This window comes from Streptomyces sp. NPDC104096, from assembly GCF_055584385.1.
Genome location: NZ_JBVJMD010000023.1, coordinates 1 through 21,921, shown reverse-complemented (window position 1 = coordinate 21,921; position 21,921 = coordinate 1). Strand labels below are relative to the sequence as shown.

General features: G+C 73.3%; 15 protein-coding genes. 10 read left to right on the top strand and 5 right to left on the bottom strand.

What is annotated here, in order from left to right; translation table 11 throughout:
* Positions 1-43: 43 nt before the first annotated feature.
* Genes ACZ60B_RS23105 through ACZ60B_RS23090 form a run of 4 tightly spaced genes read right to left on the bottom strand, consistent with a single transcriptional unit; the run spans position 44 to position 3,590 of the window.
* A complete protein-coding gene (locus tag ACZ60B_RS23105; RefSeq protein ID WP_469389832.1) occupies positions 44-682 on the bottom strand; it encodes a response regulator in 639 nt (212 codons plus the stop codon).
* The gene (locus tag ACZ60B_RS23100; protein WP_469389830.1) at positions 672-1,922 is read right to left on the bottom strand and encodes a sensor histidine kinase; all 1,251 of its coding nucleotides are present in this window, start codon (positions 1,920-1,922) and stop codon (positions 672-674) included. Before ACZ60B_RS23100 ends, ACZ60B_RS23105 begins: the two co-directional genes overlap by 11 nt.
* A gap of 25 nt (positions 1,923-1,947) precedes the next feature.
* On the bottom strand, positions 1,948-2,682 hold the full coding sequence (locus tag ACZ60B_RS23095; RefSeq protein WP_469389828.1) for an ABC transporter permease: 735 nt from the start codon (positions 2,680-2,682) through the stop codon (positions 1,948-1,950).
* Positions 2,679-3,590, bottom strand: coding sequence for an ABC transporter ATP-binding protein (locus ACZ60B_RS23090; RefSeq protein WP_469389826.1), 912 nt, complete (start codon positions 3,588-3,590; stop codon positions 2,679-2,681). Before ACZ60B_RS23090 ends, ACZ60B_RS23095 begins: the two co-directional genes overlap by 4 nt.
* Positions 3,591-3,774: 184 nt before the next feature.
* Between ACZ60B_RS23090 and ACZ60B_RS23085 the strand changes: the two genes are divergently transcribed.
* From ACZ60B_RS23085 to ACZ60B_RS23050, 8 genes are all read left to right on the top strand, one after another.
* Positions 3,775-5,622: an ABC transporter ATP-binding protein gene (locus ACZ60B_RS23085; RefSeq protein ID WP_469389824.1), complete on the top strand. Its 1,848-nt coding sequence runs from the start codon at positions 3,775-3,777 to the stop codon at positions 5,620-5,622.
* Positions 5,619-7,478, top strand: a complete 1,860-nt coding sequence (locus tag ACZ60B_RS23080) for an ABC transporter ATP-binding protein (protein WP_469389822.1) — start codon at positions 5,619-5,621, stop codon at positions 7,476-7,478. Before ACZ60B_RS23085 ends, ACZ60B_RS23080 begins: the two co-directional genes overlap by 4 nt.
* Positions 7,479-7,494: 16 nt before the next feature.
* Positions 7,495-9,309, top strand: a complete 1,815-nt coding sequence (locus ACZ60B_RS23075; protein WP_469389820.1) for an ABC transporter ATP-binding protein — start codon at positions 7,495-7,497, stop codon at positions 9,307-9,309.
* Positions 9,306-11,075 carry an ABC transporter ATP-binding protein gene (locus tag ACZ60B_RS23070; RefSeq protein WP_469389818.1) on the top strand — a complete coding sequence of 590 codons (1,770 nt, stop codon included), beginning with the start codon at positions 9,306-9,308 and terminating at the stop codon, positions 11,073-11,075. Before ACZ60B_RS23075 ends, ACZ60B_RS23070 begins: the two co-directional genes overlap by 4 nt.
* Positions 11,076-11,373: 298 nt before the next feature.
* Positions 11,374-13,428: a M4 family metallopeptidase gene (locus ACZ60B_RS23065; protein ID WP_469389815.1), complete on the top strand. Its 2,055-nt coding sequence runs from the start codon at positions 11,374-11,376 to the stop codon at positions 13,426-13,428.
* Between the two features lie 300 nt (positions 13,429-13,728).
* Positions 13,729-15,399, top strand: a complete 1,671-nt coding sequence (locus ACZ60B_RS23060; RefSeq protein ID WP_469389813.1) for a M4 family metallopeptidase — start codon at positions 13,729-13,731, stop codon at positions 15,397-15,399.
* A gap of 71 nt (positions 15,400-15,470) precedes the next feature.
* Entirely contained in the window at positions 15,471-15,983 is a 513-nt protein-coding gene (locus ACZ60B_RS23055; protein ID WP_469389811.1) for a DUF1990 family protein, read from the top strand.
* A gap of 137 nt (positions 15,984-16,120) precedes the next feature.
* A complete protein-coding gene (locus tag ACZ60B_RS23050) occupies positions 16,121-16,855 on the top strand; it encodes a thioredoxin domain-containing protein (RefSeq protein ID WP_469389809.1) in 735 nt (244 codons plus the stop codon).
* Positions 16,856-16,888: 33 nt separating this feature from the next.
* On the opposite strand, the gene ACZ60B_RS23045 is transcribed toward ACZ60B_RS23050, so the two are convergent.
* Entirely contained in the window at positions 16,889-19,507 is a 2,619-nt protein-coding gene (locus ACZ60B_RS23045; protein ID WP_469389807.1) for a glycosyltransferase family 1 protein, read from the bottom strand.
* Positions 19,508-19,789: 282 nt separating this feature from the next.
* Here ACZ60B_RS23045 and ACZ60B_RS23040 point away from each other — a divergent pair, with 282 nt between their 5' ends.
* Together ACZ60B_RS23040 and ACZ60B_RS23035 are read left to right on the top strand one after the other, a co-directional pair.
* Positions 19,790-20,992 (top strand): S8 family peptidase, encoded by a 1,203-nt coding sequence (locus tag ACZ60B_RS23040; protein WP_469389805.1) that lies wholly within the window; start codon positions 19,790-19,792, stop codon positions 20,990-20,992.
* A 273-nt stretch (positions 20,993-21,265) separates the two neighbouring features.
* A partial coding sequence (locus ACZ60B_RS23035) for a maltotransferase domain-containing protein (protein ID WP_469389803.1) occupies positions 21,266-21,921 on the top strand: 656 nt, incomplete at its 3' end.

Sequence of the window (21,921 nt, the reverse complement as noted above, 5' to 3'; positions counted from 1 at the left end):
GTCAGCCGCCGGGCACGCGGGTCAGCCGCCGGGAGCGCGCGGGTCAGCCGAGGATCCCGCGCTCGTACGCCGTCGCCACCGCGGCCGCCCGGTCCTTGACGCCGAGCTTGGCGTACAGGTGGGTGAGGTGGGTCTTCACGGTCGCCTCGCTGATGAACAGCTCCCGGGCTATCTCGCGGTTCGGGGTGCCCCGGGCGACCAGGGCCAGGACCTCCCGCTCGCGGGCGGACAGCGGCTCGCCGCCTGGCGCCCGCACGGCGCTGACCAACCGGGAGGCGACGGCCGGGGAGAGGACCGTACGGCCCTCGGCGGCGGCCCGGACGGCGGTGAACAGCTCGTCGCGGGGCGCGTCCTTCAGCAGGTACCCGGTCGCGCCCGCCTCGATCGCGGGCAGGGTGTCGGAGTCGGTGTCGTAGGTGGTCAGCACGAGGACCCTGGCGCGGGCCCGGCGGCGGGTCAGTTCGGCGATGGCGTCCACTCCCCCGCCGCCCGGCATCCGCAGGTCCATCAGGATCACGTCCGGGTCGAGGGCGGCGGCCAGTTCGACGGCCTCCACCCCGTTCACCGCCTCGCCGACGACCGTGAAACCGGGCGCGGAGTCGAACATGCCGCGCAGGCCGTCGCGTACGACGGGATGGTCGTCGACGATCAGCAGCGAGATAGCGGCGGTGTCATCGGTCATGGCGCACCAACGGTACGCGAGCCGACAGCGCGGTGCCGTGGCCCGGTTCGGACTCCACGGTGAGGGAGCCGGCGATGCGTTCGGCGCGGGCGCGCATCCCGTCGAGGCCGAACCCGCCGGTGCGGGTGCGCCGCGGCAGGCTCTCGGGGTCGAAGCCGGTGCCGTCGTCGCGGACGTCGAGGGTGACCTCGTCGCCCATGAAGCTCAGGGTGACGCCGACGCGGGTGGCGGACGCGTGCCGGGCCGCGTTGGACAGGGCCTCCTGGGCGATCCGCAGCAGGGTGGCGGAGACCTCGTCGTGCAACTGCTCCGCGGTGCCGGTGACGGTGAACCCGGCGCGCAGACCCGTGCGTTCACCCCATTCGGCGACCGTCTTCTTCAGCGCCTCCGGCAGCCCGTCGTCGGCCAGCGCGACGGGGGCGAGGTTGTGCACGCTGCGGCGGGCCTCGCCGAGGCTGTGCCGGGCCAGGTCGGCGGCCCGGCCCAGGTGGGTGCGGGCCACGTCCAGGTCGGGGGCGCTCGCCACGACCTGGAGCTGGGCGATGATGCCGGTCAGGCCCTGGGCGATGGTGTCGTGGATCTCGGCGGCCAGCCGTCGGCGCTCGTCGGCGACCCCGGCCTCCCGCGCCTGGACGAGGAGTTGGGCGTGCAGCGCGGCGTTCTCGTCGAGGGCCCGCTGCAACGCGGCGTTGGCGCGGCCGAGTTCGGCGATGGTCTCGGCCTGGGTGCGGGCGTGCGCCTGCTCCTGCACGTTGAACCGGTTGAAGAGGGCGACCAGTCCGAGGTTGGCGCCGAACACCACGAGGAAGCCGAGCCACCACAGCAGACCGCGCGGCGGCATGCCGCCGATCTCGCTGCCCGCCATGGTGACGGCGGTCAGGAAGAGCCCCGGCAGCATCAGCCGCCGGGTCAGCTGGCGGGCGGCGCTGTAGTAGCCGGTGACGGCGTAGAAGGCGAAGAACGGGTTGAGCCAGGTGAGCATGAAACCGAGGGCCCAGCGGACGAAGTACAGCGTCGCGCTCGTCCGGTTGGGCCCCGACCACCTCCGGGCCGCCCGTCCCCAGCACAGCTGGAGCAGTAACGACGCGGCCACCAGCACGCCGGCCGCCCACATCGCGGCCGGTGTCATCCCGACCGCCCGGGCCGAACCGGCCGCGGTCAACACGCCCACCGCGAGCAGGGCGTAGGGCCCCCAGAGGTCGAAGAAGGCCCTGCGCTCCGGGTGTTCGGCCTGCGTCATGCAGCCAGTGTCCGGCACGGCCGGCTCACTCCCACCGGAACCAGCGCGCCGCGCCCGCCGTCAGCAGCACCGTCCAGACCGTGAGCACGCCCAGGTGGTCCCAGCCGGGCCAGTGTCCGGCGGCGGCCTGGTCCAGGGCGCGGGCCGCCGCGCCGAACGGGGTCAGCGTCACCCCCCGGGCCAGCGCGTCCGGCATCGCCCGCACCGGGATCCACACGCCCGCGCAGAACATCATCGGGAAGAACACCGCCGAGCCGATCGCGCCCGCGATCCTCGTGGTGCGCGACAGCGCCGAGACGACCGCGCCGAGGGCGAGGGCCGCAGCGGCCGCGAGCAGCAGCGCCAGCAGGTACCCGGCGGGCCGTCCGGGCAGCCGTACGTCGAAGGCGAGCCGGCCGACGGCGAGCGCGAGCAGCGCCGAGCCCAGCGCCACCGCGCCCTGCACGGTCATCTGCGCGGTCAGCAGGGCGGTGGGCCGCACGGGGGTGACCCGCATCCGGCGCAGGATGCCGCGCTCCCGGTAGCCGGTCAGCGCCTGGGGCAGGATCTGCACCCCGGACATGATCAGGGCGATCAGTACGGCGATGGGCACGTAGGCGTCGACCGGCCGCAGCCCGCCCAGGGAGTCGTCGGCGTCCCGGAACGACGGGATCGAGCCGAGGATCACCAGGAGCAGGGTCGGGAACAGGAGGACCCAGAAGACGGCGCCGGGTTCGCGGCGGAACAGCCGGAACTCGGCGCGCAGGACCGCGGTGTTCACAGCGACTTCTCCTTCTCCTCGGTGAGATCGAGGAACGCGTCGTCGAGCGTGGCGTCGGTGACGCGCAACTGGTGGGCGGTGACCCGGTGGCGGGCGAGCAGGGTGATGACGGCGTCGACCGTCTCGTCGGTGCCGGAGAGCGTGACGCGGCCGTCCTTGTGCTCGACGGACGCGAGCGCGGGGAGCGCGTCCAGTTCCCGGTCGTCCAGCGGGGCGGACGGGGTGAAGCTGATGACGGTGGCGCCCGCGGAGCGCCGGATCAGTCCGGCCGGGGTGTCCAGGGCGGCCACCCGGCCCCTGTCGATCACCGCGATCCGGTCGCAGAGCCGTTGGGCCTCCTCCATGAAGTGGGTGACCAGCAGGACGGTGACCCCGCCCGCCCGTACGTCCTCGATGAGCTGCCAGGTGTCCCGGCGGGCCCTGGGGTCCAGGCCGGTGGTCAGTTCGTCCAGGACGACGATCCGCGGGTTGCCGATCAGGGCGAGCGCGATGGACAGGCGCTGCTTCTGGCCGCCGGAGAGCTTCCCGAACCGGGTGGTGAGCCGGTCGGTCAGGCCCAGCCGCTCGGCGAGCGGCCGCCAGTCCAGCGGGTCGGGGTAGAAGGCGGCGTACAGCTCCAGGGCCTCGCGGACGGTCAGTTTCGCCTGGAGCTCGCTCTCCTGGAGCTGGGCGCCCAGGACGCGGGCGACCCGTTCGTGGTCGGCGACCGGGTCGAGGCCGGTGACCCGGACCCGGCCGGCGTCGGGCACGCGCAGGCCCTCGACGCACTCGACGGTGGTGGTCTTGCCGGCGCCGTTCGGGCCGAGGACGCCGAAGATCTCGCCCTCCTCCACGGCGAAGGAGACACCGTCGACGACGGCGCGGCCCCCGTAGACCTTGCGCAGGTCGTTCACCTCTATGACGGACATGCGTCGAGCGTGCCGCGGGGAGCGCCGCGGGCACATCGGCCGTTTCGCTCGATCGGGCATCGGCCGATCGGATGATGCGGGGGTACGACCCTGCCGAACCCCCAGGTCGTAGGACCTTCGCCCGAGCCGGGTCCGGCCAAAACTCGGTGGGCGATGTCAGTTGCGATCCGTAGGCTCGCTCCTGATGTCCACTACACCTGCCGCCGCCGAGAACCGCTCCGCCGTGCGCACCCTGCTACGGCTGTGGCCGTACGTGCGCCCGGTGCGGGTGCGTCTGTTCACCGCCGCCTTCGTCGCGATCGTCGCCTCCTGTGTGGGGCTGGTGATACCGCTGGTGCTGAAGTGGATGGTCGACGGGCCCATCGCCGCCCGGGACTCCGGGGGCGTGTGGCGGGGCGCGCTGTACCTGCTGCTGCTCGGGGTCGCCGAGGCGCTGCTGTTCGGGCTGCGGCGCTGGCTGGTGGCGCGGCCGCTGTCGCATGTCGAGGCGTCGATGCGGGCGCGGCTGTACCGGCACCTCCAGCGGCTGCCGGTGGCCTTCCACGACCGGTGGGCCTCCGGACAGCTGCTTTCACGGGCGACCACCGACCTGATGCTGGTCCGGATGTTCCTCGCCTTCCCGCTGACGTTCCTGCTGGTCAACGGGGTGACGATTGTCATCGGCGTGGTCATCATGCTGCTCCAGGACTGGACGCTCGGCCTGGTGATCCTGGGCCCGACGGTGCCCCTGGTGGTCATGTGCGTGGTCTTCGAGGAGCGGTACGCGCACGCGGCGCGGCTCGCGCAGGACCAGGTCGGCGATCTGACCACGGTCGTCGAGGAGAGCGTGCTCGGCATCCGCATCGTCAAGGGGTTCGGGCGCCACCGCAGTCAGGCGCGGGCCTTCCGCGAGCTGGCGCGGACGCTGCGGGGCACGGAACTGCGCAAGGCGCGGCTGCTGGCGGCGATCTGGGCGGTGATCGTGACGCTGCCGGAGCTGGCCATCGGGGCGGCGCTGGTGGTCGGGGCGGTACAGGTCGCGGACGGCGCGCTGTCGGCGGGCACGCTGGTGGCCTTCCTGTCGACGGCGCTGGCGCTGCGCTGGCCGGTGGAGTCCATCGGCTTCCTGCTGGCGATGAGCCAGGAGGCGTCGACGGCGACGGAGCGGTTCTTCGAGGTGATGGACGCGCCGCCGGAGTCGTCCGCCCCGGATGCCCCGCCCGCCGGGGACGCCTCGCCCGCCGAGGACGGCGGACCGCGCACCCCCGTACCCGCCGAGGACGGCGGGCTGCGCTTCCACGGCGTCCGGTTCCGCTATCCGGACGCCCCGCCGGACTCCCCGCCGCTGCTCGACCACATCGAACTGCACGTCCGTCCCGGTGAGTCGATGGCCCTGGTCGGCGCCACCGGAAGCGGCAAGACCACGCTCACCGCGCTGGTCCCCCGGCTGCACGAGGTGACGTCCGGACGGATCACCCTGGACGGCGAGGACATCACCGCGATGCCCCGCGAGGAACTGCGCGCGAAGGTCGCGGTCGCCTTCGAGGAACCCACGCTGTTCTCGGCGAGCGTCGGGGACAACGTCCTGATGGGCGCCGACGGCGACGCCGGCCCGCCGGAGCTGGAGCGGGCCCTGAGCGTCGCCCAGGCGGCCGACTTCGTGCACGCGCTGCCGCAGGGGACGCTGACCCAGGTCGGCGAACAGGGTCTGAGCCTGTCCGGCGGCCAGCGGCAGCGCCTCGCGCTGGCGCGGGCGGTGGTCGGCCGGCCGCGGTTCCTGGTGCTCGACGACCCGCTGTCGGCCCTGGACGTGCACACCGAGGCCGCCGTCGAGGCCGCCCTGCGCCGGGTGCTGGTGGACACCACGGCCCTGATCGTCGCCCACCGGCCGTCCACGGTCCTGCTCGCCGACCGGGTCGCCCTGCTCGCCGACGGACGCATCCAGGCCGTCGGCACCCACCAGGAACTGCTGCGCACCAGCACGGAGTACGCCCGGCTGATGTCCGGGGACGATCCCGCAGAGCCGTCCGGCCACGAGGAGGGCGACCGATGACCGCCGCCACGACGTCCGCCGCCGTCACCGAGGGGGAGGACGAACCGGGCCGCCCCGAGCAGGCCGCCGACCCCTTCGACCGCGACGTACTGCCCACCCCGCCCGGTGCCACGTCAGCGCTGCTGCGCTCGCTGCTGGCCCCGATGAGGGGGCGGGTGGCGCTGACCACGGCCCTGCTGCTGCTCCAGCAGGCTGCGGTGCAGGCGGGTCCGCTGCTGGTCGCGTACGCCATCGACCGGGCCGTACCGGCGCTGCGCGACGGCGACCGCGGGCCGCTGATCGCGGTGGCCGTCGCCTATCTGCTGTGCGCGCTGGCGTCGGGCGGGCTGCAGTACGCGTTCACCGTGGTCTCCGCCCGGGTGAACCAGGACGCCCTGCTCGATCTGCGCGGCCGGATCTTCCGCCACGCCCAGGCGCTCAGCGTGGACTTCCACGAGCGCTACACCTCGGGCCGGCTGATCTCCCGCTCCACGACGGACGTCGAGTCGCTGCGCGAGCTGCTCAACGAGGGCTTGCAGGAGCTGGTGACGGTCCTGCTGTCGTTCGTGTACATCGGGGCGATGCTGCTCTGGCTGGACCTCGGGATCGGCGCGGTCGCGGTGGCCTCGGCCGTGCCGCTGTACCTGCTCGTACGGCTGTACCAGCGGCGCGCGGGCGAGGTGTACCGGGAACGGTCCACGGCGATCGCGGCGGTGATCGTGAAGTTCGTGGAGACGATGAACGGCATCCGGCCGGTGCGCTCCTTCCGCCGCGAGGCCGCCAACGACGCCGAGTTCGCCGTCCTCAACGGGCGGCACGAGCGCACCAACGGCGACGCGCTGCTGGAGATGGCCCGCTATGTCGTCGGCTCCCGGCTGGTGTCCAGCACCGCCCTGGCCCTGACCGTGCTGTGGGGCGCCTGGCGAGTGGCGGACGACTCGCTGGCGCTGGGCGTGCTGGCGGCGGCGGTGCTGTACCTGCGGCGGCTGTACGACCCCATCGACCGGCTCGGCATGTTCCTCAACTCCTACCAGTCGGCGGCCGCCTCGCTGGAGAAGATCGCGGGCCTGCTGGCGCAGACGCCGTCCGTGCCCGAGGCCGCCAGGCCCCGGGAGCTGCCCGCGCGCGAGAGCGACCACCCGGGCCGCACGGTCGTCTTCGACGGCGTCCGGTTCGCCTACCGCACCGGCGGCGAGATCCTGCCCCGCTTCGACCTGACCCTGCCGGCCGGGCAGACGGTCGCGGTCGTCGGCTCCACCGGCGCCGGCAAGTCCACCCTGGCCAAGCTGCTGGCCCGCTTCTACGACCCCACCGCGGGCCGCGTCACGCTGGACGGGGTCGACCTGCGCGACCTCGCGCTGCCCGAACTGCGGCGCGGGGTGGTCATGGTGACCCAGGAGGCGTTCCTGTTCTCCGGCACGGTCGCCGAGAACATCGCGATCGGCCGCCCGGACGCGAGCCGGGAGGAGATCGAGCGGGCGGCGAAGGCGATCGGCGCGCACGAGTTCATCAGCGCCCTGCCGGACGGCTACGACACGGACGTCCGCAAGCGGGGCGGCCGGATCTCCGCCGGTCAGCGGCAACTCGTGGCCTTCGCCCGGGCGTTGCTCGCCGACCCGGCGGTGCTGATCCTCGACGAGGCGACCAGCTCACTGGACGTCCCCGGGGAGCGGGCGGTGCAGCAGGCGATGACGACGGTGCTGCGCGGCCGTACCGCGGTGGTGATCGCGCACCGGCTGTCGACCGTCGAGATCGCCGACCGGGTGCTGGTCATGGAGCACGGACGGATCGTGGAGGACGGCAGTCCGGCCGAACTGACCGCGGGCACCGGCAGGTTCTCCGACCTGCACCGGGCCTGGCGGGACAGTCTGGTCTGAGCGGGGGACCCCGGAAGTGATCGACGCGTACGAGGACCCCGGCACGCCCGACGGCCGCGGCGGCCGGCGTTATCTGTGGTGGCTGGTGACCCGGCAGCCCTGGCGGTCCGTCGCCGGGGCGGTGATCGCCAGTGTCTGGATGGTGCTCGGGGCGGCGACGCCGTATCTGATGTCCCGGGCGATCGACGACGGTCTCCAGCCGGGCGACCCGGTCGCGCTCGCCGGGTGGACGGCCGCGCTGCTGGCGGTCGGCGCGTTCAACGCCTGGCTGGGCATCATGCGGCACCGCACGATGACCCGGGTGCGGATGGACGCCAACTTCCGCACGGTCAAGGTGGTCGTCGGGCACACGGTGCGGCTGGGGGCCTCGCTGGCCCGCCGGACCGGGGCCGGCGAGGTGGTCACGATCGGCGTGGGCGACGTGCAGACGATCAGCACGTCCCTCACGGTGGTCGGGCCCGGCGTCGGCGCGCTCGTCGCCTACACCGCGGTCGCCGGGCTGCTGCTGTCGGTCTCGGCGCGGCTGGCCGTGGTGGTGCTCCTCGGGGTGCCGGTGATCGTCGTACTGGTGGGGCCGCTGCTGGGGCGGCTGCAGGGCGCGGAGTCGGAGTACCGGGAGCGGCAGGGCGTGCTGACCGCGCGCGTCGGCGATCTGGCGGGCGGTCTGCGGGTCCTCAACGGCCTGGGCGGCAAGGAGCTGTTCGCGGACGCCTTCCGCCGGGACTCGCGGCGGCTGCGCGAGCAGGGCTACCGGGTCGGCGCGGTGACGAGCTGGATGCAGGCGCTCGGGGTCGGGCTGCCGACGCTGTTCCTCGGCGTGGTGACCTGGCTCGCGGCCCGGTCGGCCGCCCAGGGCGAGATCACCGTGGGCGAGCTGGTGGCGGTGTACGGCTATGTCGCGGTCCTGGTGGGCCCGGTGGCGTTCCTGGTCGAGTTCGGCCACCAGCTCGCCCGGGGCGTGGTGGCCGCCCGGCGGGTGGTGGGGCTGCTGCGGCTGGAGCCCGAGCCGGACGGCGGTGCGTGCGCCGCCCCGGCCGAACCGGCGGTGCTGTACGACCCGGAGTCCGGGGTGCGGGTGGCACCGGGACGACTGACCGCGCTGGCCGGGGCGCGGCCCGCCGACACGGCGGCCGTCCTCGACCGGCTCGGCCGGTACGCGCCGTCGGCGGCGACCTGGGGCGACACGCGCCTGGACGAGATCCCGCTGGCGCAGGTCCGGGCGCGGATCCTGGTCGCCGACCACGAGGCCGAGCTGTTCGCGGGCACGCTGCGGGAGCTGGTCGGCGGCCGCCGGGAGCCGGCCGAACAGAACATCTGGCGGGCGGTGCACTCGGCGGTGGCCGACGACATCGTGCAGGGTCTGCCTGACGGGCTCGACTCGGCGATCGACGCGCGGGCCCGCAATCTGTCCGGCGGGCAGCGCCAGCGGGTCCGGCTGGTGCGGGCGCTGCTGGCCGACCCCGAGGTACTGCTGGCGGTGGAGCCGACGTCGGCGCTCGACGCGCACACCGAGGCGGCGGTGGCGGCCCGGCTGCGGCCGGCCCGCAGCGGCCGTACCACCGTGCTGACCACCACCTCCCCGCTCGTCCTCGACCACGCCGACACCGTGCACTTCGTGGTGGACGGCAAGGTCGCCGCGACGGGCACGCACCGGGAGCTGCTGGCCCGGGAGCCGGGCTACCGGGCCCTGGTCGCGCGGGGCGCCGACGCGGGCGCGGACACCGGGACGGGTGCAGGCAGCGGCACGGACGCGGACACCAAGACGAGTGCGGACAGCGGGACGGGCGCGGGTGCCGGCACCGGCGCCGGTGCCGAGGAGGTCGTGGCATGAGCCGAGGGCAGCTTCCCGTCGCCGGACCCGCCGAGGTGCGGCGGGCGGCGGTGCGGCTGGTGCGGGCCGACGGGCGTGGGTTCTGGGCCGTGCTGGCGCTGAACGCGGCGGCCGCCGGGGCCGGGCTGGCCGGTCCCTGGCTGCTGGGGCGGATCATCGACGCGGTGCGGGCCGGGGACGGGGTCGCGGCGGTGGACCGGCTCGCGGCCGCCCTCGTGCTGTGCGCGCTCGGACAGCTGCTGCTGGCGCGCTGGGCCCGGTACGCGGGGCACCGGTTCGGGGAGCGGACGCTGGCGCGGGTGCGCGAGGAGTTCGTCGACCGGGCGCTGGCGCTGCCCGCGTCCGTGGTGGAGCGGGCCGGCACCGGCGATCTGACGGCGCGCGGCACGGCGGACGTGACGACCGTCGGCACCACCCTGCGCGACGCCGGGCCCGAGCTGCTGATCAACTCCGTGCAGGCGCTGTTCCTGCTGGGCGCGGTCTTCGCGCTCGACCCGCTGCTCGGCCTGGTCGGGGTGGCCTGCCTGGCCCCGATCGGGGTGGTGCTGCGCTGGTATCTGCGCCGGGCCCGGGAGGGCTATCTGGCGGAGGGCGCGGCCGGTTCGCAGGTCGCCGAGATCCTCGGGGCGACCGCGTCCGGGGCGCGTACCGTCGAGGCTTTCCACCTCGGCGGGCGACGGATCACGGCCAGCCGCGAGGCACTGGAGGTCTCCCGGCGCAGACGGCTGTACACGCTGTTCCTGCGGACGGTGTTCTTCCCGGCGGTGGAGGTCTCGTACGTCCTGCCGGTGGCCGGGGTGCTGCTGGTCGGCGGTCTGCTGCACGGCCACGGGGGGATGAGCCTGGGCGCGGTGGTGGCGGGCGCGCTGTATCTGAAGCAGCTCGGCACACCGCTGGACGAGGTCCTCATGCGGGTGGAGATGCTCCAGAGCAGCGGGGCGTCGTTCGCGCGGGTGGAGGGGCTGGCGCGGGCCGCGCGCCCGGACGCCGCCGGGCGGTACGCGCTGCCCTCGGACGACCGCATCGACGTGACCGGTGTGCGGTACGCCTACGACCGCGGCGGCGAGGTGCTGCGCGGCGTCGACCTGACCGTGCGGCCCGGGGAACGGCTGGCGGTGGTCGGTCCGTCCGGCGCCGGCAAGACCACGCTGAGCCGGCTGCTGGCGGGCGTCGACGCGCCGAGCGCCGGTGCGGTGACGGTGGGCGGGGTGCCGGTCGCGGAGCTCGGGCCGGAGCGGCTGCGCCGCCAGGTCGTGCTCGTCACCCAGGAGCACCACGTCTTCCTGGGAACGGTCCGCGACAATCTGCGGATCGCCGAACCGTCCGCCGGGGACGCGCAGTTGTGGGCCGCGCTGGCGACGGTCGGCGCCGAGGCATGGGTGCGCGCACTGCCCGACGGCCTGGACACCGAGCTCGGCGAGGGCGGTCTGGGCACCGACGGCTCCCAGGCGCAGCAACTCGCCCTGGCGCGCGTGGTGCTGGCCGATCCGCACACGCTCATCCTCGACGAGGCCACCGCGCTGCTGGACCCGACGACCGCCCGGCACACCGAGCGGGCCCTGGCCGCGGTGCTGCGCGGCCGTACGGTCATCGCCATCGCGCACCGGCTGCACACCGCGCACGACGCCGACCGGGTGGCCGTGATGGAGGACGGCCGTCTCACCGAACTCGGCACGCACGAGGAGCTGGTGGCGGCCGGCGGGGCGTACGCGGCGCTGTGGGCGACCTGGCACGGCGACCCGGCGGACGGCTCCGCCCCCGCCTGACCGCCCGGCCTCCTGGAGAGGTCGCACCCGACCCGTCGACCAATACTCCGTATATCGAACACGAACTCCCGGACAACGAACCGTTTCCGGCCAACTTCATGACGCGCTCCTGACATTTCGCGCATCTCCTGCGACGCTGCACACAGCCCGCTCACAGCAACCCCACAGGTTCGCGACTGTGCCGGGCCCAGCTCTCACGCACCTGGTTCTGCGTACCGCCTTGTTCTGCCCGGACGGCCGGCCAGCCGTCCGGTCTCCCCTGGCCGCGCGATCCGCGGCCGTGCAGAAGGAGTCAGTGTTGAGCAGCAGTTCCTCTCACAGACGCACCTCCCACACCCCGTACCGCAAAGCCGCCGCCGTCGCCCTCGTCGGCGTCTCGGCGCTGATCGCCGCGGCCGTGCAGTCCGGCGCCGCGTCCGCCGCCCCCGACCGGACCCCGGCGGCACCCGTGTCGGGCCAGGTCAGGCCGGGCGCCGAGTCGGTCCGGCTGACGCCCGCGCAGCGCGCCGCGCTGATCCGCGAGGCCGACGCCGCCAAGGCGGACACCGCCCGGCACCTGGGCCTGGGCGCCAAGGAGAAGCTCGTCGTCCGGGACGTCCTCAAGGACGCCGACGGCACCGTGCACACCCGCTACGAGCGGACCTACGACGGCCTTCCGGTGCTCGGCGGCGACCTGGTCGTCGACACCACCGGCTCCGGTGCCACCGCGTCCGTCACCAGGGCCACCCGGTCCGCCCTCGCGGTCGCCTCGCTCACCGCCGCCGTCCCCGCCGCGCAGGCCGAGCGCCAGGCCCTGTCCCTCGCGAAGGACGCCGGCGCCGCACGGGCCACGGCCGACCGGGCACCGCGCAAGGTCGTCTGGGCCGCGAGCGGCACGCCGGTCCTCGCCTACGAGACCGTCGTCGGCGGTCTCCAGGAGGACGGCACCCCCAACCAGCTGCACGTGATCACGGACGCGGCCACCGGCAAGAAGCTCTTCGAGTACCAGGGCATCGAGACCGGCACCGGCAACACGATGTACAGCGGCACGGTCACGCTCGGCAGCGCGCAGTCGGGGTCGACGTACAACCTGACGGACACCGCCCGCGGCAACCACAAGACGTACAACCTCAACCACGGCACCTCCGGCACCGGCACCCTCTTCTCGGGCTCCGACGACACCTGGGGCAACGGCAGCGCCTCCAACCTGGAGACCGCCGCCGCCGACGCGCACTACGGGGCGGCGGTGACGTGGGACTACTACAAGAACGTGCACGGGCGGTCCGGCATCCGCGGTGACGGGGTGGGCGCGTACTCCCGGGTCCACTACGGCAACAACTACGTCAACGCGTTCTGGGACGACAGCTGCTTCTGCATGACCTACGGCGACGGCTCGGGCAACACCCACCCGCTCACCGCGATCGACGTGGCCGGCCACGAGATGAGCCACGGCGTCACCTCCAACACCGCGGGCCTCAACTACAGCGGTGAGTCCGGCGGGTTGAACGAGGCCACCTCCGACATCTTCGGCACGGCGGTCGAGTTCTACGCGGCGAACGCCACCGACGTCGGCGACTACCTCATCGGCGAGAAGATCAACATCAACGGCGACGGCACCCCGCTGCGCTACATGGACAAGCCCAGCAAGGACGGCGCGTCCAAGGACAGCTGGTACTCCGGCATCGGCTCGGTCGACGTGCACTACTCCTCGGGCCCCGCGAACCACTTCTTCTACCTGCTGAGCGAGGGCAGCGGCGCCAAGGTCATCAACGGCGTCAGCTACAACTCGCCGACCGCCGACGGGCTCGCGGTCACCGGCATCGGCCGCGCCAAGGCGGAGAAGATCTGGTTCCGCGCGCTCACCACGAAGTTCACCTCGACCACCAACTACGCGGCGGCCCGTACCGGCACGCTGGCGGCGGCGGGCGACCTGTACGGTACGACGAGCGCCGAGTACAAGGCGGTGCAGGACGCCTGGGCGGGCGTCGCGGTCGGCTCGCGCTCGGGTGGCGGCGGTGGCGGCGGCACCTCCTTCGAGAACACCGCCGACGTATCGATTCCGGACAACGGAGCGGCCGTCACGTCGTCGATCACGGTCTCCGGACGGACCGGCAACGCCCCCTCGAACCTTCAGGTCTCGGTCGACATCGTGCACACCTGGCGCGGTGACCTCGTGATCGACCTGGTGGCCCCGGACGGGTCGGCGTACCGCCTGAAGAACTTCAGCTCCTCCGACTCGGCGGACAACGTGAACGCCACCTACACCGTCAACGCGTCCTCCGAGGTCGCCAACGGTACGTGGAAGCTGAGGGTCCAGGACCAGGCGGCCCAGGACACCGGTTACATCAACAGCTGGAAGCTCACCTTCCCGTAGGCCGCGGGCCGTACCCGGCACCCGCGGACAGGGCGCCGCCCCGGTGGTTCGACTCCCCGGGGCGGCGCCCGCTTTTTGCCATGAGCATGCCTGCTCCTGGTTGGCCCGTTACCCGGCCCGACTCCTTTTACATTCCCGCAACGTTCACCCGGTGGTCGACTTTCGGTCAACATCACAAGAGGGTCCTGACATGTACGCGACCTCGATGTCAGGCTTCCCCCAACCGCCGCAGCACAGCTACTTCACATCACCTCCGGACAGGACCCCACCCCGTCCGGACTCCCCCACCAAGGAGCTTGCGTGAGCCCCCTCTACGCGCGTCACAAGCGCACCACCCTGGCCATCGCCACCGCGGTCGCGACCGGAGCCCTGCTCACCACCGGCCTCGCGAGCGGCACCGCCGTCGCGCAGTCCCCGGCGGACTCCACCAAGGCGGCACCGCTCGCTGCGGCCCCCCTCCAGCTCTCCGCCGCCGCCCGCACCACGCTGATCCAGCAGCAGCAGGCCGACGCGCCCGAGACCGCCACCGCGATAGGCCTCGGCACGCAGGAGAAGCTGGTCGTCAAGGACGTCGTGAAGGACGTCGACGGCACGGTGCACACCCGCTACGAGCGCACCTACGCGGGCCTGCCGGTGCTCGGCGGCGACCTGATCGTCCACCAGTCGGCCTCCGGCGCGACCAAGGGCGTGACCAAGGGCCTCAAGACCGGCTTCAAGGTCGCCTCCGTCAAGCCGCAGATCGCCGCCGCCACGGCGGAGAAGCAGGCGCTGACCGCGGCGCAGGCGGCCGGCTCGGCGAAGACCGCGGCGGACGCCGCGCCCCGCAAGGTGATCTGGGCGGGCAACGGCACCCCGGTCCTCGCCTACGAGACGGTCGTCGGCGGCTTCCAGGACGACGGCACCCCCAACCAGCTGCACGTCATCACCGACGCGGCCAGCGGCAAGAAGCTCTTCGAGTACCAGGGCATCGAGACCGCGTCGACCGGCACCGGCAAGACGCTGTACTCCGGCACCGTCAGCCTGACCACCAACCTGTCGGGCTCGACGTACCAGCTGTACGACACCACGCGCGGCGGCCACAAGACGTACAACCTGGCTCACGGCACCTCCGGCACCGGCACGCTGTTCACCGACGCGGACAACGTCTGGGGCACCGGCGCCGCCTCCAGCTCCTCCACCGACCAGACCGCGGCCGCCGACGCCGCCTACGGCGCCCAGGAGACCTGGGACTTCTACAAGAGCACCTTCGGCCGCAACGGCATCAAGAACAACGGTGTCGGCGCCTACTCCCGCGTCCACTACAGCAGCGCCTACGTCAACGCGTTCTGGGACGACAGCTGCTTCTGCATGACCTACGGCGACGGCTCCGGCAACACCCACCCGCTGACCTCGCTGGACGTGGCCGGCCACGAGATGAGCCACGGCGTCACCTCCAACACCGCGGGCCTGAACTACTCGGGCGAGTCCGGCGGCCTGAACGAGGCCACCTCCGACATCTTCGGCACGGGCGTGGAGTTCTACGCGGCGAACTCCTCCGACGTCGGCGACTACCTCATCGGCGAGAAGATCAACATCAACGGCGACGGCACCCCGCTGCGCTACATGGACAAGCCCAGCAAGGACGGCGGCTCGGCGGACTACTGGTCCTCCTCCGTCGGCAGCAAGGACGTCCACTACTCGTCCGGTGTCGCGAACCACTTCTTCTACCTCCTCTCGGAGGGCAGCGGTTCGAAGACCATCAACGGCGTCACCTACAACTCCCCCACCTACAACGGCGCCACGCTCACCGGCATCGGCCGGGCCGCGGCGCTCCAGATCTGGTACAAGGCGCTGACGACGTACATGACGTCGACGACGAAGTACTCGGGCGCCCGTACGGCGACCCTGTCGGCCGCGTCCGCGCTGTACGGCTCCAGCAGCACCCAGTACGCCGCGGTCGCGGCGGCCTGGACCGCGGTCAACGTCAGCTGACCCAAGGGCAGTCCACAGGGCGGTACCCCGGGACTTCGGCGTCCCGGGGTACCGCCCTACCCTTGCTTCCCATGTCCTTCACGTACGCGGACGTCGGCGCGACCCGCGAGCACGCCGGTTTCTGTCCCCCCGGCTTCCACCCCCTGCACATACGCACCCGGCTCGGCGAGGGCGAGGAGCTCTTCCGCCGGGCCGCCGAAGCCGTCCTCACCTGGGAGATGCACCGCGCGCTCGGCGTCGGCGTCACCACGAAGGCCGACCGGGCCGAGCCCGGCGCGGACGTCACCATCACCCTGGCCGGCCTGATCAAGGCCCCCTGCCGGGTGGTCTGGGCGGTCGAGGAGCACCGCCGGGCCGGCTGGGCCTACGGCACGCTGCCCGGCCACCCCGAGTGCGGCGAGGAGTCCTTCGTCGTCCACCGCACCGGCGACGGCACGGTCTGGTTCACCGTCTCCGCCTTCAGCCGCCCGGCCAAGTGGTACGCCCGGGCCGGCGGCGCGGCCACCCGGACCCTGCAACACGCCTACGCCCGCCGCTGCGGGACGGTGCTGCGCCGCCTGTGCGCACCGCACGACGAGGCCTGAACCCGCCGCGCCCGCGTGGACGGGTCCGTCACCCCCGCCCCGGAAGGGACAAAAGACCCTTCCGGGGAGATAGCGCGCCCTCCTAGTCTCGATAGTGGCTCCACCGGTCCACTGCCTCCACGCGACAAGGGACGCCCATGCCCGTCGACAAGACCTCACGCCGTGCCCTGGTGATCGGCGCCGCGGCCACCGCGCTCGCACTCACCGCCGGTGTCGGCATCGGGCTGGCCGCCGACGGCGACTCCGGGCGGGGTGCCCCGGAGACGGCGAAGCTCGTCGTCCCGGCGCACACCACCGGGAAGGACGGCACGGTGATCACGTACGGGAAGGCGAGCGCCCCCGTCACCGTGAGCGTCTACGAGGACATGCGCTGCCCCTACTGCGCGAGCTTCGAGCGCGACCTGGGCGCGACCCTCACCTCCCTCGCCGACTCCGGCGAGGTGAAGGTCGAGTTCCACATGGCCACCTTCCTGGACAAGCGCCTCGACGGAAAGGGCTCCCGGACCGCGCTGGGCGCGCTCGGCGCGGCCCTGAACGAGAGTCCCGCCCTGTTCAAGCAGTTCCACACCGCCCTGTACGACGCCCAGCCGAAGGAGGAGACCACGGACACCTTCGGCAGCACCTCCGAGCTGCTGGAGATCGCCGGGAAGGTGCCCGGTCTGCGCACGCACGCCTTCAACAAGGCCGTCAAGGAGGGCACCTATCTCGCCTGGGCCGACAAGGTCGGCGAGGCCTTCTACGACAGCGACGTCACCGGCACCCCGGCGGTCAAGGCCGACGGCCGGGACATCACGGTGCTCGACGCCGACGGCAAGCCCGTCGACGCCCGGAAGCTCACCGAGGAGATCGAGGCCGCCGCCGCTCGGCGGTGACGCCCGGCCTCCCCGGCGCCCGGCGGTGTCGGCCTACCGCATCAGCACCCCCGCCCCCGCCCCCGGTTCCTCCGAGGGCACCGCCACCAGGCCCAGCTCCGCGCCGGAGGCGAGCAGCCGGTGGGTCGGCAGGATGCGGACCGTGTAGCCGTAGGGCCCGGTGCGGTCCAGGGACAGCGGGCCCTCGTAGACCCAGCGCCCTTCCAGGTCCGGACCGCCCGTCGGCTTCAGCGGGACCGTCGCCGCGTCGGTGATGCGGTCCTCGGAGTCCACCCGGCCGGAGACCGCCTGGACCTCGACGTCGTCGGCGGCCAGGTCGCCGAGGCCGACCCGGACCCGCAGGACCAGGGTGGTGCCGAGTTCCGCGCTGGCCGTGGCGGTGGCCGTCTCCACATGGTCGACGCTCACCCCGTGCCAGGCGGCGCGCACCCGGGTCTTCCAGGCGGCGAGTTCACCCGCGGTGGCCGGGGTCATCGCGCGGTGCGCGTGCGCGGCCGGGGTGTACAGGCGCTCGACGTACTCGCGGACCATGCGCCCGGCCAGCACCTTCGGGCCGAGCAGGGCGAGGGTCTCGCGGACCATCTCGATCCAGCGGTCGGGCAGGCCGTGCTGGCCCCGCTCGTAGAACCGGGGCGCCACCCGCTGTTCGAGGAGCTCGTAGAGCGCGGCCGCCTCGATGTCGTCGCGGTGGTCGGGGTCCGTGCCGGAGCCGTCCGCCGTGGGGATCGCCCAGCCGAAGTCCGGCTGGAACCACTCGTCCCACCAGCCGTCCAGGACGGAGAGGTTGAGACAGCCGTTGAGGGCCGCCTTCATCCCGGAGGTGCCGCAGGCCTCCAGCGGGCGCAGCGGGTTGTTGAGCCAGATGTCGCAGCCCGGGTAGAGCTTCTGCGCCATCGCCATGCCGTAGTCGGGGAGGAAGACGATGCGGTGGCGCACCCGCGGGTCGTCGGCGAAGCGCACCAGTTCCTGCACCAGCCGCTTGCCGCCGTCGTCCGCCGGGTGCGCCTTGCCCGCGACCACGATCTGGATCGGATGCTCGGGGTGCAGCAGCAGGTCCATCAGCCGGTCGCGGTCGCGCAGCATCAGCGTCAGCCGCTTGTACGACGGGACCCGGCGGGCGAAGCCGATGGTCAGCACGTCCGGGTCGAGGACCCCGTCGATCCAGCCCAGCTCGGCCGCACCGGCGCCGCGCTGCCGCCAGGAGGCGTGCAGCCGGCGCCGCACCTCCACGACCAGCTGCTCGCGCAGGTCCCGGCGCAGGTCCCAGACCTCCTGGTCGGAGATGCCGCGCACCGCGTCCCAGCGGTCCGAGCCGCCGACCGTCAGCGCGTCCTCGGCGCGCTGGGCGCCGATCTCGCGGGCGCCGAGCCGCAGCACCTCCGGGGCCACCCAGGTCGGGGCGTGCACCCCGTTCGTGACGGAGGTGATCGGCACCTCCTCGGGGTCGAAGCCCGGCCAGAGCCCGGCGAACATCTCCCGGCTTACCTGGCCGTGCAGCAGCGACACCCCGTTGGCGCGCTGGGCCAGGCGCAGCCCCATCACGGCCATGTTGAACAGGTTGGGCTCTCCGCCGGGGTAGCTCTCCATGCCCAGCCGCAGGACGCGTTCGACGTCGATGCGCGGGAGTTCGGCCTCGGGGCCGAAGTGGCGGGCGACCAGCTCGCGGTCGAAGCGGTCGATGCCGGCCGGGACGGGCGTGTGGGTGGTGAAGACGGTCGCCGCGCGGACCGCCTCCAGGGCGGCGTCGAACTCCAGCCCCCGCTCGCCCAGCTCCGCGATGCGCTCCAGACCGAGGAAGCCCGCGTGGCCCTCGTTGGTGTGGAACACCTCCGGCTCGGGGTGGCCGGTCAGCCGGCAGTACGTGCGTACCGCCCGGACACCTCCTATACCCAGCAGCATCTCCTGGAGCAGCCGGTGCTCGCTGCCGCCGCCGTAGAGCCGGTCGGTCACGCCGCGTTCGCCGAGGTCGTTCTCCTCGACGTCCGAGTCGAGCATCAGCAGCGGCACCCGGCCGACCTGCGCCAGCCAGATCCGGGCGCGCAGCGAGCGGCCGCCGGGCAGCGCGAGGGAGACCTGCGCCGGGGTGCCGTCGGCCTCCTTGAGCTGGACGACCGGCAGCTCGTTGGGATCGAGGACGGGGTAGTGCTCCTGCTGCCAGCCGTCCCGGGACAGGCTCTGGCGGAAGTAGCCGTGCCGGTAGAGCAGTCCGACCCCGATGAGCGGCACCCCGAGGTCGCTGGCCGCCTTGAGATGGTCGCCGGCCAGGATGCCGAGGCCGCCGGAGTACTGGGGCAGGGCGGCCGTGATGCCGAACTCGGGAGAGAAGTAGGCGACGGCGGACGGGAGTTCGGCGGACTGAGCCTGGTACCAACGGGCGCCGGTCACATAGTCGTTGAGGTCGCCGGCGGCCGCGTCGAGGCGGCGCAGGAAGCGGCGGTCGCCCGCCAGTTCGGTGAGCCTCGCGGGCGGCACGCTGCCCAGCAGGCGTACCGGGTCGCCGCCGGAGGCGGCCCAGCACTCGGGGTCGACGGACTGGAAGAGGTCGCGGGTCTCGGCATGCCAGGACCAGCGCAGATTGCGGGCCAGATCACTGAGCGGCCGGAGGGAGTCGGGGAGAACGGGACGGACGGTGAATCGACGGATCGCCTTCACATTCCACCTCGGCACATGTCGCTGTGCGGACGCACGGCGGTGTGCGTCTCGTCGTCAGTCGACGGTACCGGCGTCGGTGGCGCCGCCGCTGGGAGCTTCGCCCGCAGACCCCCCGTTCGGCCGGAACCGACACCTCCCGGCCGATATGGCCGATTCCACCACCATAGGCCTTCTTGTGGTGCTTCACGTGGCACGGAAAGCTGCCAGTGGCGGACCGGCCGGCGCCGGGGCACCCGGCGTCGCGGCCGCCGTACGCCCGAGTCGAGGAGGGGAACTCGGACCATGGCACGGACGCGCGAACGGCGTCTGCGCCGGGCGGCTGGCCTGACCGCGGTCATCACGGCCGCGGTGCTCTCGGCCACCGCGCTGCCCGCGCACGCCGTACCGGAGGGGCGGATACTCGGCGCCGGCGATCCCGGCTCCGTCGGCGGAAGTTACCTGGTGGTGCTGAAGGGGGGCACACGGGCTCCGTCGACGGCCGACCGGGACCTGGCCGCGCGGTACGGGGTGAGAATCAGCCACACCTACGGCGCGGTGATGAACGGTTACGCCATACGGGCCGACGAGAGACAGGCGCGCCGTCTGGCGGCGGACTCCCGGGTCGCCTCGGTCGTCCAGGACACCCGGGTGGGCCTGGAGCGCACCCAGACGAACCCGCCGTCCTGGGGCCTGGACCGTCTCGACCGGCCGGGGCCGGTGCTGGACCGGAGCTTCACCGCGCCGGATTCGGCGGGGGCCGGGGTGACGGTGTACGTCATCGACACCGGGGTCCGGATCACCCACCGGGACTTCGGCGGACGCGCCGTCTACGGCTGGGACTTCGTCGACGGCGACGCCACGGCCGCCGACGGCAACGGCCACGGCACGCACATCGCGGGCATCGCCGCCGGCGCGTCGTACGGCGTGGCCAAGAAGGCGGACGTGGTCGCCGTACGGGTGCTCGACGACAGGGGGGCGGGCACCACGGCCCGGGTCATCGCGGGCATCGACTGGGTCACCCGGCACGCGCACCGGCCCGCGGTGGCCAACCTCAGTCTGGGCGGTGTGCACAACGCCCAGCTCGACGCGGCCGTCCGGGCCTCCATCGCCTCGGGCGTCACGTACACGGTCGCGGCGGGCAACGACGCGCGCGCGGCCGCCCTGTACTCGCCCGCGGACGTGCCGGAGGCCGTCACGGTCGGCGCGACCGACCGCGGCGACGCGCGGGCGCCGTTCTCCAACTACGGTTCGGCCCTCGACCTGTTCGCGCCGGGGGTGTCGATCACGTCGGCGTCCCGCACGAGCGACACCGGCGGCACGACGTACTCCGGTACGTCGACGGCGGCGCCGCACGCGGCGGGCGCGGCCGCGCTCTATCTGGCCGACCATCCGCGGGCGACGCCCGCCCAGGTGGCCGCGGCGCTGGTCGCGCGGGCCGCGCAGGGCCGGGTGTCCGACCGGGGGGCGGGCTCGCCGGACCGGATCCTCCAGGTGCCGGCGGGGTAAGCGCTCCGAACAGAAGTGGGGACCGATCCTCGCAGAGTCCCGGGCCGATGGTGGCGCAGTCCCGGCACCGGCCCCGTTCCCCGCGAACGGGGCCGGACTTGTGTGTAGACATACGCGTGAGTAGTTACCAAAGTGCCGGATTGCCCACTCGAATAGGGTGGGAAGGCTTCCTCGGTACGCCCACGGGTACACCACGCAGGTGGACCCCGGGTTCGCAGGACCCACCTCCCCACAGCCATCCGCCCACCCACGTTGACGCGGACAGGAGCGGTCATGCCCGCCACGCACCACTCGTCACCACCCCCGACACCCCGTACCGGCGCACCCCCCGTACGCACCGCCGCGGCAGGACCGCCGGCCCCGGAGCCACCCTCCGCGGGCGAGGCCACCGCCGTCGGGCGCATACCCGTCCTGGACGTCCGTCCGCTGGTCCAGCTCGGCCGCAGGCCCGCCAAGGCCGTGACCGGCGAACCCTTCGAGGTCTCGGCCACCGTGTTCCGCGAGGGCCACGACGCCGTCGCCGCCAACGTCGTCCTGCGGGACCCCGAGGGCCGCCCCGGCCCCTGGACCCCGATGCGTGAACTCGCCCCGGGCACCGACCGCTGGGGGGCCACCGTCACCGCGGACACGCCCGGCCACTGGACCTTCACGGTGGAGGCGTGGGGGGATCCGGTCACCACCTGGCGGCACCTCGCGCGCATCAAGATCCCGGCCGGCCTCGACACGGATCTGGTCCTGGAGGAGGGCGCGCGGCTGTACGAGCGGGCGCGGGCCGGGGTGCCGAAGGGCACCGGGCAGCGGTCGGTGCTGCGGGCCGCCGTGGCCGCCCTGCGTGACGAGTCGCTGCCGGTGGCGGCGCGGCTGGCGGCGGCGTCGACGCCGGAGGTGGACGAGGTACTGGCCCGTCATCCGCTGCGTGAACTGCTCAC